This is a genomic window from Serratia sp. JSRIV006, assembly GCF_019968685.1.
Taxonomy (GTDB): domain Bacteria; phylum Pseudomonadota; class Gammaproteobacteria; order Enterobacterales; family Enterobacteriaceae; genus Chania; species Chania fonticola_B.
Genome location: NZ_CP074137.1, coordinates 3256959 through 3270539, shown reverse-complemented (window position 1 = coordinate 3270539; position 13581 = coordinate 3256959). Strand labels below are relative to the sequence as shown.

The 13581-nt window shown below is 51.6% G+C and carries 14 protein-coding genes; 12 read left to right on the top strand and 2 right to left on the bottom strand.

Translation table 11 applies throughout. The features are described 5' to 3' along the window. Positions 1-138 precede the first annotated feature (138 nt). Genes KGP16_RS15135 through KGP16_RS15120 form a run of 4 tightly spaced genes read left to right on the top strand, consistent with a single transcriptional unit; the run spans position 139 to position 3735 of the window. Positions 139-1251, top strand: a complete 1113-nt coding sequence (locus KGP16_RS15135) for an RNA ligase RtcB family protein (protein WP_223499923.1) — start codon at positions 139-141, stop codon at positions 1249-1251. Further along, on the top strand, positions 1251-1868 hold the full coding sequence (gene prfH / locus KGP16_RS15130; RefSeq protein WP_223499921.1) for a peptide chain release factor H: 618 nt from the start codon (positions 1251-1253) through the stop codon (positions 1866-1868). The genes KGP16_RS15135 and prfH overlap by 1 nt, the downstream gene beginning before the upstream one ends. Positions 1869-1918: 50 nt before the next feature. Further along, positions 1919-2632 carry an RNA ligase family protein gene (locus tag KGP16_RS15125; RefSeq protein ID WP_094981389.1) on the top strand — a complete coding sequence of 238 codons (714 nt, stop codon included), beginning with the start codon at positions 1919-1921 and terminating at the stop codon, positions 2630-2632. Beyond that, positions 2620-3735: an AAA family ATPase gene (locus KGP16_RS15120; RefSeq protein WP_223499920.1), complete on the top strand. Its 1116-nt coding sequence runs from the start codon at positions 2620-2622 to the stop codon at positions 3733-3735. The genes KGP16_RS15125 and KGP16_RS15120 overlap by 13 nt, the downstream gene beginning before the upstream one ends. A gap of 81 nt (positions 3736-3816) precedes the next feature. On the opposite strand, the gene KGP16_RS15115 is transcribed toward KGP16_RS15120, so the two are convergent. After that, complete coding sequence (locus KGP16_RS15115; protein ID WP_051363736.1) at positions 3817-4395, bottom strand: YiiX family permuted papain-like enzyme; 579 nt, start codon at positions 4393-4395, stop codon at positions 3817-3819. 278 nt (positions 4396-4673) lie between these two features. Between KGP16_RS15115 and KGP16_RS15110 the strand changes: the two genes are divergently transcribed. Continuing rightward, the gene (locus KGP16_RS15110) at positions 4674-6578 is read left to right on the top strand and encodes a methyl-accepting chemotaxis protein (RefSeq protein ID WP_223499919.1); all 1905 of its coding nucleotides are present in this window, start codon (positions 4674-4676) and stop codon (positions 6576-6578) included. Here the strand turns inward: KGP16_RS15110 and KGP16_RS15105 are convergent. Next, positions 6555-6905 carry a hypothetical protein gene (locus KGP16_RS15105; RefSeq protein ID WP_223499918.1) on the bottom strand — a complete coding sequence of 117 codons (351 nt, stop codon included), beginning with the start codon at positions 6903-6905 and terminating at the stop codon, positions 6555-6557. The genes KGP16_RS15110 and KGP16_RS15105 overlap by 24 nt on opposite strands. On the opposite strand from KGP16_RS15105, the gene KGP16_RS15100 reads away from it, so the two are divergent. From KGP16_RS15100 to KGP16_RS15070, 7 genes are all read left to right on the top strand, one after another. Then, positions 6814-7959 (top strand): transglutaminase-like domain-containing protein, encoded by a 1146-nt coding sequence (locus tag KGP16_RS15100; protein WP_371822639.1) that lies wholly within the window; start codon positions 6814-6816, stop codon positions 7957-7959. The two genes, KGP16_RS15105 and KGP16_RS15100, sit on opposite strands and share 92 nt — an antisense overlap. Next, the gene (locus tag KGP16_RS15095; RefSeq protein ID WP_115157993.1) at positions 7931-8293 is read left to right on the top strand and encodes a mercuric transporter MerT family protein; all 363 of its coding nucleotides are present in this window, start codon (positions 7931-7933) and stop codon (positions 8291-8293) included. The genes KGP16_RS15100 and KGP16_RS15095 overlap by 29 nt, the downstream gene beginning before the upstream one ends. Then, positions 8290-8580: a heavy-metal-associated domain-containing protein gene (locus KGP16_RS15090; RefSeq protein ID WP_021181095.1), complete on the top strand. Its 291-nt coding sequence runs from the start codon at positions 8290-8292 to the stop codon at positions 8578-8580. Before KGP16_RS15095 ends, KGP16_RS15090 begins: the two co-directional genes overlap by 4 nt. Before the next feature lie 357 nt (positions 8581-8937). Continuing rightward, complete coding sequence (locus KGP16_RS15085) at positions 8938-11379, top strand: glycogen/starch/alpha-glucan phosphorylase (protein WP_223499917.1); 2442 nt, start codon at positions 8938-8940, stop codon at positions 11377-11379. Between the two features lie 68 nt (positions 11380-11447). Then, positions 11448-12743 carry a PP2C family protein-serine/threonine phosphatase gene (locus KGP16_RS15080; RefSeq protein WP_094981384.1) on the top strand — a complete coding sequence of 432 codons (1296 nt, stop codon included), beginning with the start codon at positions 11448-11450 and terminating at the stop codon, positions 12741-12743. A gap of 21 nt (positions 12744-12764) precedes the next feature. Beyond that, on the top strand, positions 12765-13103 hold the full coding sequence (locus tag KGP16_RS15075) for an STAS domain-containing protein (RefSeq protein WP_021806707.1): 339 nt from the start codon (positions 12765-12767) through the stop codon (positions 13101-13103). A 28-nt stretch (positions 13104-13131) separates the two neighbouring features. Then, the gene (locus KGP16_RS15070; protein ID WP_059201022.1) at positions 13132-13572 is read left to right on the top strand and encodes an ATP-binding protein; all 441 of its coding nucleotides are present in this window, start codon (positions 13132-13134) and stop codon (positions 13570-13572) included. Positions 13573-13581 lie beyond the last annotated feature (9 nt).

Sequence of the window (13581 nt, the reverse complement as noted above, 5' to 3'; positions counted from 1 at the left end):
GGTACATCATGAATTATCAAGCACTGTTTACCCTTTGCGGGTCGTATCCTCAGGCATAATTTCCTGTTCTCCAGGTATTGCTAGGGCTACCGCCCGCCAAATCCAAAAAATGAGATAAAATAGTAATCAGGATTGGTTATGAGCAATACTATTGCCTCCGTTACGCCGCGAGTTTCATTGATCGCGTCGGAACACACCTGGATTGAAGGAAATGCAATCCAACAATTAGAAATTACCGCCAAGCTGCCAGATATGGTGCGCGTGGTCGGGATGCCAGATTTGCATCCTGGCCGTGGCTACCCGGTCGGTGCCGCTTTCTTTTCACAACATCGCTTCTACCCGGCGTTAATCGGTAATGATATCGGTTGCGGTATGTCGCTATGGCAAACAGATTTGCTGGCGATGAAACAGTCGCTGGATAAATTGGAAAAAAAGCTGGGCAATATTAACGGCCCGTTAGAGCAAGAAGAGTTGGGGGATATTCCTCCCGCGCTTGGCGATTATTCTCGGGCATTGGGCACCATTGGCGGCGGTAATCATTTTGCTGAACTGTTACGCATCGACGAAATATATCAGCCGCAGGCCGGTCTCGATAAAAAACGGCTGATGTTGTTGGTGCACAGCGGTTCGCGTGGCTTGGGCCAGCTAATACTGGAACAGCATGTACGCGCTCATGGGCACCATGGCCTGCTGGAAAATACCGATGCGGCCAACGATTATCTGCAACAGCATCAACAGGCACTGGATTTTGCAGGCTTAAACCGGCAACGGATTGCCCAGCGGATATTGCAGCGGTTACGCGCTGCTGGCGATTGCCTGCTGGATATCCATCATAACTTGCTGGAGGCGGCCACTATCGAGGGCGTGTCTGGTTGGCTGCATCGTAAAGGGGCTACGCCGTCGGATGAAGGTCTGGTGGTGATCCCCGGCTCGCGCGGCGATTACAGCTATATCGTCCAACCGCTACCTGCCGCCAGCAGTTTGTATTCACTGGCGCACGGCGCGGGGCGCAAATGGATGCGTTCCGAGTGTAAAGATCGCTTATCAGCGCGTTTCAGCACCGAGCAGTTGGCCAGAACCCGCTTCGGCAGCCGGGTGATTTGCCGCGACCGCCAGCTGATTTATCAGGAAGCGCCAGAAGCCTACAAGCCGATTGATAGCGTAGTGGGAGCCTTGCAGCAGGCCGGATTGGTCACGTTGGTGGCGCGTATGCAGCCGGTGTTGACCTACAAAACCAGCGGGGGGCAGTGATGATCTTATTACAGATTTCTGCCGCCCAGGGGCCGGATGAATGTTGCCTGGCGGTGAGTTTGGCACTGCGCCAGTTTCACAAAGAGGCTCAGGCCATGCAGGTGGAACTGCATGAGGTTGAGCGGGAAGAGGGCCGCCTGCCGGGCACGTTGCGTTCGGTGTTATTGACGCTTAACGGCGAAGCGGCGGAGCCATTGGCCACCAAGTGGTGCGGGACATTGCAGTGGATTTGTGAAAGCCCATGGCGCTCCGGACGCTCCAGAAAGAACTGGTTTATTGGTGCAGCGCGTTTCTCTCCGGCAGCGGTGCCAAAAGAGAGCGAGATCCGCTTTGAGACGTTGAAGTCCTCCGGGCCAGGTGGGCAGCACGTAAATAAATCGGAATCGGCTATTCGCGCCACCCATATCGCTAGCGGCATTAGCGTCAAAGTGCAGACCGAGCGCAGCCAACATGCCAATAAACGTTTGGCGTATTTGCTGATCGCTCACCGTTTGGAACAGCTTGAGCAACAGCAACTGGACGAACAGCGTGCTGAGCGACGGATGTTTCACCATCAAATAGTGCGTGGTTCACCGGTTCGGGTGTTTAAAGGCGAAAGCTTTACGCCGCTCGCTTAATCAATATCGGCCTGATGGGGCAGGCCGGTAACGCTATAAGAAGAAAAGAAATGGAAACACATAAATATGGTCGGACATACCATTATCCGTTCTCACCGGGAACCACCAGTGACGATCGGATCAATAAGCATTATTGGCAAGACATACGGCTAATCCCCTCGCTGATCCATACGGAAAAGCTCGATGGTGAGAATAACTGCCTGAATCGGTATGGCGTATTTGCACGCTCCCATGCGGCACCGACGGTTTCTGCCTGGACGCGCCAGATCCGCCAGCGTTGGCAATTGATTAAAAATGACCTGGGCGATATCGAACTGTTTGGCGAGAACCTGTATGCCACGCATTCGATCGAATATCGTGGCCTGCAACAGGACTTCTATCTATTCGCCGTACGTTGTAAAGACATGTGGCTGAGTTGGCAAGAAGTGCAGTTTTACGCGGCATTATTTGATTTTGCCTGTGTGCCAGAAGTGGTGCAGGACGTGCCGCGCCAGACGGAACAAGAATACCGCTCGGCAATACTGGCGCTGGTGGGGGGAGTAGGGAGTTTTGCGCCGCATGACGTGCATACCGGCTTGCCATGCACCATGGAAGGGATTGTCACCCGCAATGCGGTTGAATTCCCAGTGGCTCAGTTTTCCCATAACGTGTTTAAGTATGTGCGTAAAAACCATGTAAAAACCGATCGCCATTGGAGAGTGAATTGGCAACGAGCGCGTATGGCGTACGAGTATCAGCAGGAGGATAAACCATGTGGTGCTTAAGTGAAGACAAGCAGTGGGGCAGGCTGGCGGATAAATTTCGCTGGGTGGCCGACATGCATCAGGTGCCACAAGATCCTCGCCATCATGCGGAAGGCGATGTGGCAATCCATACCCAGCTCGTGCTGGCGGCACTGACCGAGTCTGCGCAGTTTTTGGCATTGCCAGAGCAACAGCAGGAGCTGGTTTGGGCTGCCGCATTGCTGCACGATGTAGAAAAGCGCAGCACCACGCGGGTTGCAGACGATGGTTCGGTGACCTCACCCAACCACGCTAAACGCGGTGAGCTGACCACGCGCTCGATCCTCTATCGGGATATCGTTACGCCGTTTGAGCTGCGTGAACAGGTTGCGGCCTTGGTGCGTTTTCATGGTTTGCCGTTGTGGATCATGGGGCGACCATCGCCGGAGCGGGCGCTGTTATTAGCGGCCCTACGGTTAGATACACGGTTGCTGGCGATGTTGGCACGGGCAGATGTGTTGGGCCGCGAGTGTGAAGACCAAAACGGCCTGCTGGATAATATCGAGCTGTTCGAACTGTTCTGTCAGGAACAGCAATGCTGGGGGCAAGCGCGTCCTTTTACGAGCGATAACCAGCGTTACCACTATTTGACGCATTCGCAGGCTAGCGTGGATTTTGTTCCCTACGAACAATTTCAGAGCGAAGTGACGTTACTTTGTGCGCTGCCGGGAATGGGTAAAGATCGCTATATCGCACAGGATTGCACTGGGCTTGAGGTCATCAGCCTGGACAACATTCGCCGCCAACACCGGTTGTCTCCTACCGACAAAAACGCGACCGGCTGGGTCGTGCAGCAGGCCAAGTTGCAGGCTAAAACGCTGTTACGGCGGGGCGAACCTTTTGTCTGGAATGCCACCAATATTACCCGGCAGTTGCGTAGCCAACTGGTTGAGTTGTTTATCGCCTATGGCGCAAGGGTGAAGATTGTTTACCTGGAAGTACCGTATGCCCAGTGGCTGCGGCAGAATGCTGAGCGGGAATACAGCGTACCTGCTGAGGCGATGGCGCGGATGCTGAGCAAATTGGAGATCCCGCAGGCGGACGAGGCGCATGAGGTGGAGTTGCGGGTGCAGGACGCAAGCTAGCCCGGGGCTGTTGTCAGATGCCGAGCTACTATGTAGCACATACAGTCCCCTATCCATGTGGATGGGGGACGTCACCGTAGATTAATTCGCGATCACCGTGACCAGCAGCGGTGATTCAAACATCGCCTTCGGCGAAATAACCGACCCCTCCCACGGGATTTGCGTTCCGTAGCGCTCTTTCAGTTTCTGCTGTACGGCAGGAGAGCCAAAGTTAAATTCACGTACTTTTTGCAGCTTGCCGATTTGTATCCCTAGTGCGCGATCATAAATCTTCCACACCAATTCCGAACAATATAGCTTCTCATCCGACCAGGAAAACTGCATGTCGTAGGGCTTCCCGGCAAAGCTTTTAACCTGCTGGCGTATTTTTAACTGTGCGGACGGCGTCATCATTTGCTTGGCGTTCTTGAGGCGTTTAACGACAAAATGCTTTTGCTCTCCCCGATCGATCCAGGCGGCCAGCGGGGTATATTTCACCGTTGATACCGCTTCGAATACGTAAGGCTTGCCATCTCGCAGCACAATGATGCCCATGTGGCTGTAACGTGAGCCGGTTGCCTGCTGTATCGCCAGGCTCTGTGCCGAGCGGGAAGTGTGGAAAATGATGTCACCATCCTGCACCGCAGGTAGCTCGCGAGCTTGGCTGACCAGCACGGTCATCAGGCCGATGGTGAGAAAGAGGATAGCCCACAGGCGTTTGGTAAAAATCACGTTCAATCCCTCGAAGTTAGAATCTGGCCATTTTATCGGGGCTGTGTGAAGTGAGGATGAAGTGGTAGAGCAAAGGAGGGAGGTTGCATTGGCAGTTCTCATGCTTTAATAAAAATAATGATATTTATCAATGGAATAATAACAATTCTATCATTGTGGTTAAAGGGTGCTTAAAGCAGGCCGATAGCTGTTCTATTGATGTTGTCACCTAAATAGGACGAAACCGGATGTTAGGGATCTACCGTATATCGATGAGAATGAAGCTTTTCATTGCTCTGTTTCCACTGCTACTGGCTTTATGCTGGTTTGCCGGGTCGGGTATGAAAACCCGTATCAATATCGAACGTCAGATGGATGTCATCGTTCAGCTAACGGCAATTGCGCGTGGTGCAGGGGATGTCGTGCATGAGCTGCAAAAAGAGCGTGGTATGAGCGCAGGTTACCTGGGCTCTGGCGGTGGGCAGTTTCGCGCTGAACTAGCGGATCAACGTAAACTGACCGATGCGGCTATGGCGAAATTTAGCCAACTGTTATCTAAAACCGATCGCAGCGCATTGGAAGGGATTGATACATCCGCGATTCAGTTATTTAACGACCAAACCCAGTTACTTGGCGAGGTGCGTAATAATGTCAGCAATTTACACACCGTGGCGCCACAAGCCATTGGTTTCTATACTAAGACCATCGCCCAAGTGCTGGATTTTGTCGGCGGTATTGGGCATTTGACGACATCGGGCAAAATCGGCCAAGAATTGTCAGCGTATTACAGCCTGCTTAACCTGAAAGAACAGTCGGGAATAGAGCGGGCATTACTCTCCAGCGTTTTCTCTAGCGATCGTTTTGGTGATGGGCAATTCCGCCAGTTGAGCGATGTGGTGGGAAAACAAGAGGCCTGGCTTTCTGCGACTCGTCGTTTCAGCACCGCGGAGCAGGCGGCGGCGCTTGATGGCGCATTACGTTCTACATCGGCAACTGATGCCCTAAAGTTTCGTGAGATTGCGCTCGATAAAGTCGCAACCGGTGGATTCAAGGTTAATCCTACCGATTGGTTCAAGGCTCAGACTTTGCGCATTGAAGTGCTGCGTCAACTAGAGAATCAAACCGCTGACGCGTTACAAAAGTATGCTGCAGAGTTGTCACGCACGGCACGTAGCGAATGGATGACTTTCCTGTGCATCAGCCTTCTTTCCCTGGCAGTTGCCTTGGCGATAGCCATCGTCGTTGCGCGGAGTATCCATCTGCAACTGCAAGGAACGTTGAAAACGATTGGTGAAATGGAGGGGGATTTGACCCAACGCCTTAGCGTGCCGGGTAGTGATGAGTTGTCAGCACTGAATCATGCCTATAATCAATCCATTGAAAATATTCAGCATATTGTTAAAGAGATTAAATCCGGCTCGGAGATCCTTCACCATGCTAGCAGTGATATTGCTGCTGGCAATCAGGATTTGGCGCAACGTACTGATGAACAGGCAGCATCTATCGTTGAAACTGCGGCCAGCATGGAACAAATGTCCACGGCGATCTCCCAGACTGCAGATAACGCCCGCGAAGCTGAACAACTCACGCTGGCGATGGAGCGCGATGTCATGCAGGCGAATCGCGTGGCGAATGAAGCCAGCCAGAGCATGTCGGAGATCCGTAATTCTAGCGAGCAGATTTCACGTATCGTGGCTTCTATTGACGACATTTCTTTTCAGACCAATTTATTGGCGCTCAATGCTGCGGTAGAAGCCGCTCGAGCTGGCGAGTCCGGAAGGGGATTCGCGGTGGTAGCGAGTGAGGTGCGTAACCTCTCTCAACGTTGTGCTAAAGAGGCGAGCCAGATCCGAGAGCTGATTAATCAAAATATGGAAAAAATTGCGGAAGGCGTCGCCCGGGTTTCGGCTTCCGGGATCGCGCTAAAAGCGGCAGCAGATAACTCTGGGCTGATGAAGCAATATGTTAGCGATATCGCTCAGGCCGCTAACGAACAATCATTGGGGGTGGGGCAGGTTCATCTGGCTTTGAATCAACTTGAACAAGTCACCCAGCAAAATGCGGTTTTGGTTTCCCAAGCGGCCAGTGCCAGCCAGGTACTGGACAACCAAGCGGCAGCAATGACCCAATTAGTGAATCGGTTTATCGTATAATGTTGTTGCAAGGACGGTGGGAGTAATCCCGCCTCCTACTTGATCGTTTGCTCCGTAGCGTATTTTTATTATTCTTGAGACGTCTCCACTTTCCTGCATGCCGTTTACCGTATATTCCCAGATGTCTTTTTGTGTAAGCGGTATGTCGTTTTGTGCTGCCTGGGTGCATACTGTTGCCCTCCCAAAGGAGGTGGGCAAGGCTTTGGCGCTATCTGATAATAAAAAAGGAACAGTGATGGAAAGGCGTAAATTTCTCAAGGGTGCGGCAGCGTTATCTTCTTTTGGGCTGATAAGCCCGGTCTGGTCTGAGTCGCGTAAAACGGACATCCCGGCGTCAACCTGCGTGGACAACAGAAGACGTTTTGTGATGACACAAACGTATCAACTGAAAGCGCCAGCAGGCTCAGAAGGTAAGGCCAATCTGTGGATCCCTGTCCCCCTGGACACCCCCTTCCAGCAACTGAAGCACATTTCTTTTTCTGGGAACTATCAGCAGGCCTACCTCACGGCAAATAATACCTACGCAGCCAAAACGTTGTTTGCTTCCTGGCCGGATTCCAAAGGCCCGATGGAACTGAAAGTGGAAATGCTGATTGAAACCTTGGACTGGGAACCGCTGAAGAGCAACCAACTGGCCGAATGGCACCTCCCGCAAACCGATCTGGTGTTCCCTGCAGAGATACAACCCTATCTTAACGCAACCCCACATATTCCGGTGGATGGGCTAGTGAAAGAAACGGCGTTGAAGATTATAGGCAGTGAGAAATCTCCTTTACAGCAGGCGAGGCTAATTCATGAATGGGTAAGAACCCATATGCATCGCGACGATGCGGTGATTGGCTGCGGGACCGGTGATGTGGGGCAAATCCTTAAGGCCGGCAAGCTGGGCGGGAAATGTACCGATATCAACTCCGTGTTCGTCGCGTTGTGCCGTGCCAGCGGGATCCCGGCGCGTGAGATGTTTGGTATTCGCTTGGGCGCATCCCGCAAGTTGGGGAGCTATTCTAAGAAGGCATTTGGCAGCGCTGATGAGCAAGGCGTGGCAAAAGTCAGCGGCGGGCAGCATTGCCGGGCGATGTTCTGGCTGGCAGGTTTCGGCTGGTTGCCGGCCGATCCGGCCGACGTCACTAAAATGCGTCTGGCAGAGAAAAAAGAAAACGGCGATGCCGCCGTTGAAGCCGTCAACGATTACCTGTTCGGCAACTGGGAAATGAACTGGGTTGGTTTTAACTACGCCCGTGATTTCGCGCTTTCGCCAGAGGCAGAGCAGGGGGATCTCAATAACTTTGGTTACCCCTATGCTGAAGTAGATGGCGACCCGTTAAACTTCTACGATCCGGCCGAATTTAGCTATGACTATGTCTCTGTCGAACAGCGTTAAGGGCAGCATAGTGACGCTGCTGGCGGCTCTGCTTGCCGCCGCAGCATCGACACTCTGTTGCCTCGGGCCGTTGTTGTATCTGGTGTTTGGTATCTCGGCTGCCGGGCTCACGGGGATCCCGGCGCTATCCTGGTTGCAGTGGCCCATGATTATTGTGGCTATCGGATTGATGCTGCGAGGATTTTGGCGGCTTTATCTGTCGCCACGCCCGGTTTGCGTGAACGTCGTCAGCCGTCGGGTACTGATTTGGCTTTACTGGCTATCAGTACCGTTGATGTTGGCGTTGATGACCTACCCCTACGTATTACCTTGGATTTGGGAAATGATGGAATGAAAAAGCGCATTTTTCTGCTGTTGGCCCTGGTGCTCATTGCGCCGCGGCTATGGGCGGAGAATCAGAAAGTCACTATTGATATCAAAGCCATGACCTGCTCACTGTGCGTCATCTCTATCAATAAAGCGTTGCGCTCTACTGATGGGGTGATTAAGGCCAAAGCCTCACTGAAAACGCACCAGGCGGAGGTGATTGTGCCCGAAGGTTTTGATAATCAGCTATTGCTGACGGCAATTTCCCGCACCGGCTATAGCGGCGAAATCCAGAGCGTGGCGCCAGCCCCGTAGTTTTTACTCAGCATTTAGCCATTGTGATGTGCAACTAGAAAATGAAAACCCACGCAATTGCGTGGGTTTCAACGTTTTCAGCGCCGGTATTATATTCCACGACGCCATGATCCTTTCAGGTGTTAACGTCAGTCTCTTCAAGCAAAGCAGATATAAAGAACCTTAGGGCGCAACTCGGGTAACTTTCATATCCGGATAATCAATGCATAGGCGCTTGAATTATTTAAATTTGATACTTAGCGATTTTATCCCAAGCGGCCATAAAACCGTCTACACTTTGCAGAGCAATGTTGAACGCTATCCACTTTCTCATCGTCGAGTTAACCAATTGGGTTGAAGGCTTTAATAGGGATTAACATGAAGACTAAGCAAAAACGTGTTGAAATACCTGGAGTTGAAGAGATAAAGCACAGTTTGATTAGTAAGTTGAGATACGATTTATGTTTGGAGCTTAAAGATGCCACCGCAACAGACATCTTTAATGCCCTGGCTCTGGCTCTGAGAGATTACCAGTTGGATAGCTTCTTCAATACCAAACGTTGTCAGGAGGAAGCAAGGCCTAAGCGACTCTACTATTTGTCGATGGAGTTTTTACTCGGCCAGTCGCTGCGTAATAATTTGATGAACCTGGGGTTGCTAACCAGTGCTAAACAGGCTGTGAGTGAGCTTGACTTTGATTTTGAAGAGATTATTAATCAAGAGCCGGATGCCGCACTGGGTAATGGGGGATTAGGTCGACTGGCCGCCTGTTTTATCGATTCAATGGCCACGTTGGATATTGCCGCTTCAGGCCATGGTATCAAATATGAGTATGGTCTGTTTAAACAATCCATACAGAATGGCAAGCAGGTTGAGCAACCGGATGACTGGCACAGCACCCATTCTCCCTGGCTGATTGATCACCCTTCACAGCTGATGCTGATCCCTATCGGTGGTCATATCGAAGAGAGTGAAGATATTGATGGCAACTACAATCCTATGTGGATGGACTGGAAGGTCATCGTGGGTGTACCGCATGATTACTTCGTTACCGGCTATGGGGGTAATACGGTAAATAAACTGCGGTTATACAGTGCCAGCGCCTCTGATTCATTCGACGTTCATATATTTAACCGCGGTGACTATCTGCGGGCGGTAAGCCAGAAAATAGCGTCAGAAAATATTTCGAAAATACTTTACCCAGCCGATGAGATCCCGTCAGGTAAGGAATTGCGTCTGACGCAAGAGTATTTCCTGGTTGCCTGCACCTTACGCGATATTCTGCAAGAATATGCTCAGCGCTCGGACGACATCAGAGCATTGCCCGATGCGGTTGCCATCCAGTTAAATGATACCCATCCGGCTCTGACCATCGTCGAGATGATGCGTACGCTGGTGGATGAATACCGGCTGGATTGGGAAATGGCCTGGAGCATCACGCAAAAAACTTGCGCGTTTACCAACCACACGTTGATGCCGGAAGCGTTAGAAACCTGGCCTGTTGCTCTGTTTGAGAAGTTGCTGCCACGCCACCTGCAGATTATCTACGAAATCAACCATCGGTTCCTTGCCGATATAGCTCAGAAATGGCCAGACAAACCGGAGTTGCTGGCCTCACTTTCGTTGTTTGAAGAAGGGCCCGAGAAAAAAATCCGTATGGCTAATCTGGCCATCGTTGGCAGTCATAAAGTGAATGGGGTGGCTAAATTGCACTCCGAGCTGATTAAACAGCAGTTGGTTCCGCACTTTTATTTTATCACCCCGGAAAAATTCACCAACCAAACTAACGGCGTAACGCCAAGGCGCTGGATCCAGCAAGCCAACCCGAACCTGGCCGAATTTTTGTCCCGCCAGTTAGGCCCCGGTTGGGTTACCGAGCTTGATGAATTGCAACGATTGAAAAAGCTGGCCAGGGACAGTGCAGCCCTGGAGGAAATCCAGAGCATTAAACTGCATAATAAACAGGCGCTTTGCCGGCTCATCGCCACTCATCAGGGGATAAAGCTCGATCCGGCAGCCATGTTTGACAGCCAGGTAAAGCGTATCCATGAGTACAAAAGGCAATTGCTGAATATTCTGCACGTCATACACCTGTATTTGGGGATTGTTGAGTCTGGTCATGTTCTGATTCAGCCGAAGGTCCACCTGTTTTCAGGCAAGGCCGCGCCAGGCTATGCCATGGCCAAGCTGATTATTCAGTTGATTAATGAAGTGGCAAGGACGGTTAATCACGATCCGCGAACCAAAGGGCAGCTCAACGTGGTGTTTCTGGAGGATTATAAGGTCTCGTTGGCCGAACATATTATTCCTGCCACCGATCTTTCAGAACAGATCTCAACGGCTGGCACCGAAGCGTCAGGCACCAGTAACATGAAGTTTGCCATGAACGGGGCGTTGACCATCGGTACCATGGACGGCGCCAATATTGAAATCCGTGACGCGGTGGGGGCCGATAATTTTTATCTGTTTGGTGCCGATGCGGCTGAAATCAACACCCATCGGCAGGCGGGGTCCCATAATCAGGTCTACCAGGATGATCCGGCAATCAGAGAGGCCGTCGATGCCTTGGTATCAGGCCGCTTCAATCTGGACAAGTCGCTGTTTGAGCCGATTTACCGCATGCTGACAGAGGGCGATCACTACTGCCATTTGCTGGATTTTGACAGCTATCGTCAGGCCCAGCATCAGGCACTGCATGATTTTTCCCAACCCCAGTTGTGGCACCAGCGGACGCTGTTGAACATTGCTGGCATGGGGGGCTTTTCAAGCGATCGCACTATCAAGGGGTATGCCAACGAAATCTGGGGGATCCCTTGTTAAGGGGATCGCAATAGATCTGGCCTCGGTCAGGGTGACTTCAACCTGAGTTGAACATGGGATCATGACGTATGGAACCGCTTACCCTCGGTCAGCCTTCGGAGACACAGCCAGTGAGCGTGCTGATTGTAGACGATTCAAAAAGCTATCGGCATCTGATGGCGGCAGCCTTGACGAAATGGGGATTTAACGTCTGTGAGGCTGAAGATGGTCGGCAGGCATTGCAAAAGTTGAACCAACGGTCAATCCATATCGTCATCAGCGACTGGGAAATGCCCGTGATGGACGGAGTCGCCCTGTGCCAGGCTATCCGCAGTGGCGATTTCGGCCATTACGTTTATGTCATTCTAGTCACGGCCCGCCAGTCTTTGGACGATCTGGTGACGGGAATGGAATCGGGTGCCGATGACTTTTTATCGAAACCGGTGAATCAAAGCCAACTTCGTGCCAGGCTACACGCGGCAGAACGCGTGTTGACGCTCGAAAGCACGCTGGCAGCGCGTAATGAAAAGCTCACTTATGCTTATCAACAAATAGAGTCGGACCTGCAGGTGGCAGCCAAGCTGCAGCATAGTTTCCTGCCTGCCCATAACCTGTTATTGGCTGGGTTCGAGTTTGACTGGATGTTTTTACCTTCGGCATATGTGTCGGGGGATCTATTAAACTATTTCCCGCTGGGGGAGTACCACATCGCTTTCTTTAGCGTAGACGTTGCCGGGCATGGCGTGAGCGCCGCCATGTTGTCACTGGCGGTTCTACGTGAGTTTATGGCGGGCCGAATCAGTAGTCATTTGTTATTGGAACTCTCGGCAGAGGGGGAAAGGACTCCTGTGGCACCGCACCGCGTAGTAGGGGAGTTGAATCAGCGTTTTTGCCTGGATAATGAGCAGGTCACCAGTTATTACACGCTGATTTATGGTGTCATTGATACCCGTAACGGCAAGGGGACTCTCTGCCAGGCTGGGCATCCGACGCCGTTTATCATCCGCGCAGACGGAGATAGGGTTTGCGTTGGGGACGGAGGTATGCCCGTGGGGCTGTTTGAGGAAGCCGAATATCAGGATAGTGATTTTAACCTCGACATCGGGGATCGGCTCTATCTTTACAGCGATGGCATCATTGAATGTGAGAGTCACAGTCAGGAACTCTACGGCGACCAACGCTTACAGACATTACTAAGTGAAAACCGGCATTTGGCTAAGAACCAACTGTTTGCCAGGGTGGAAAATGCCTTGAACGCCTGGCGCTGCCATGAACCTTTGCAAAAACCGCACGCAAGGCTGATGCAGTCCTTTGCTGATGATATCTCGCTGATGGCTGTGGAACGTATCGGTGTAGTAACGTTTACCAGGCCAGAACAACTATGACATTGTGAAAAAGGAATCGTTATGAACTTTGAGATCCAGTCTGAGAGTGGCGTAGAAATCATTGCTCCTCTGGTCCGTCGCCTTGATGCGTCAGTGGCCGCGGTGTTCAAGCAGGAAGTATTGTCTTTTATTCAGCAGGGTAAAAACAGCATCCTGCTGGACTTCAGCCATGTCGAGTTTATCGACAGTAGCTGCCTCGGCGCACTGGTTTCTATTCTCAAGACATTAAGTGGCCGCGGCGATCTGGCGCTCTGCGCCTTGAACAGCAACATTCAGAATATGTTCAAGCTCACGCGGATGGATCGGATTTTCATCATCGGCAGCGATCGCGCTGCGGCATTGAAGCTTATGCTGGGTTGAATCTGGCCTTGCGCTGAGGGAATGTCATATGACAAGTGCCAACACTACGCTGTGTTTACCGGCATCATTGGACAGCCTCGCGAAGCTGAGCAACGAGCTGCATGACTTTGTTGCACCGTTTTCGCTGGATCCCGCGCTGGTTTATCAGCTTGATTTGGCCTCAAGTGAAGCCTTTAGCAATATTGTCAGACATGCGGTGAATTATGATGATACGCAGAGCATCGTTATTACCTTGGTCAATGATGGTCATCGCCTGACGCTCACTCTCTCGGATGCTGGTTTGCCGATACCAGAGAACATTTTACAGCAATGGCGACAGCCTTCAGACCTGGCTCCAGACCCTCTCAATCAAACCAGTTGGCCGGAAGGCGGGATGGGTTTGATATTGATTCAAGCCATAATGGATCAGGTGCAGTATGAAACGGCTAATGGCCGCAATAGGTTGACGTTGACTAAGAACCTGTCGTAGGACGGAGGT

What these genes read in the sequence shown, in the direction of transcription:
- KGP16_RS15135 (WP_223499923.1), top strand. Translation starts at nt 139, where the DNA reads ATGAGCAATACTATTGCCTCCGTTACGCCGCGAGTTTCATTGATCGCG.
- prfH (WP_223499921.1), top strand. Translation starts at nt 1,251, where the DNA reads ATGATCTTATTACAGATTTCTGCCGCCCAGGGGCCGGATGAATGTTGC.
- KGP16_RS15125 (WP_094981389.1), top strand. Translation starts at nt 1,919, where the DNA reads ATGGAAACACATAAATATGGTCGGACATACCATTATCCGTTCTCACCG.
- KGP16_RS15120 (WP_223499920.1), top strand. Translation starts at nt 2,620, where the DNA reads ATGTGGTGCTTAAGTGAAGACAAGCAGTGGGGCAGGCTGGCGGATAAA.
- KGP16_RS15115 (WP_051363736.1), bottom strand. Translation starts at nt 4,395, where the DNA reads ATGACCGTGCTGGTCAGCCAAGCTCGCGAGCTACCTGCGGTGCAGGAT.
- KGP16_RS15110 (WP_223499919.1), top strand. Translation starts at nt 4,674, where the DNA reads ATGTTAGGGATCTACCGTATATCGATGAGAATGAAGCTTTTCATTGCT.
- KGP16_RS15100 (WP_371822639.1), top strand. Translation starts at nt 6,814, where the DNA reads ATGGAAAGGCGTAAATTTCTCAAGGGTGCGGCAGCGTTATCTTCTTTT.
- KGP16_RS15105 (WP_223499918.1), bottom strand. Translation starts at nt 6,905, where the DNA reads ATGTCCGTTTTACGCGACTCAGACCAGACCGGGCTTATCAGCCCAAAA.
- KGP16_RS15095 (WP_115157993.1), top strand. Translation starts at nt 7,931, where the DNA reads ATGACTATGTCTCTGTCGAACAGCGTTAAGGGCAGCATAGTGACGCTG.
- KGP16_RS15090 (WP_021181095.1), top strand. Translation starts at nt 8,290, where the DNA reads ATGAAAAAGCGCATTTTTCTGCTGTTGGCCCTGGTGCTCATTGCGCCG.
- KGP16_RS15085 (WP_223499917.1), top strand. Translation starts at nt 8,938, where the DNA reads ATGAAGACTAAGCAAAAACGTGTTGAAATACCTGGAGTTGAAGAGATA.
- KGP16_RS15080 (WP_094981384.1), top strand. Translation starts at nt 11,448, where the DNA reads ATGGAACCGCTTACCCTCGGTCAGCCTTCGGAGACACAGCCAGTGAGC.
- KGP16_RS15075 (WP_021806707.1), top strand. Translation starts at nt 12,765, where the DNA reads ATGAACTTTGAGATCCAGTCTGAGAGTGGCGTAGAAATCATTGCTCCT.
- KGP16_RS15070 (WP_059201022.1), top strand. Translation starts at nt 13,132, where the DNA reads ATGACAAGTGCCAACACTACGCTGTGTTTACCGGCATCATTGGACAGC.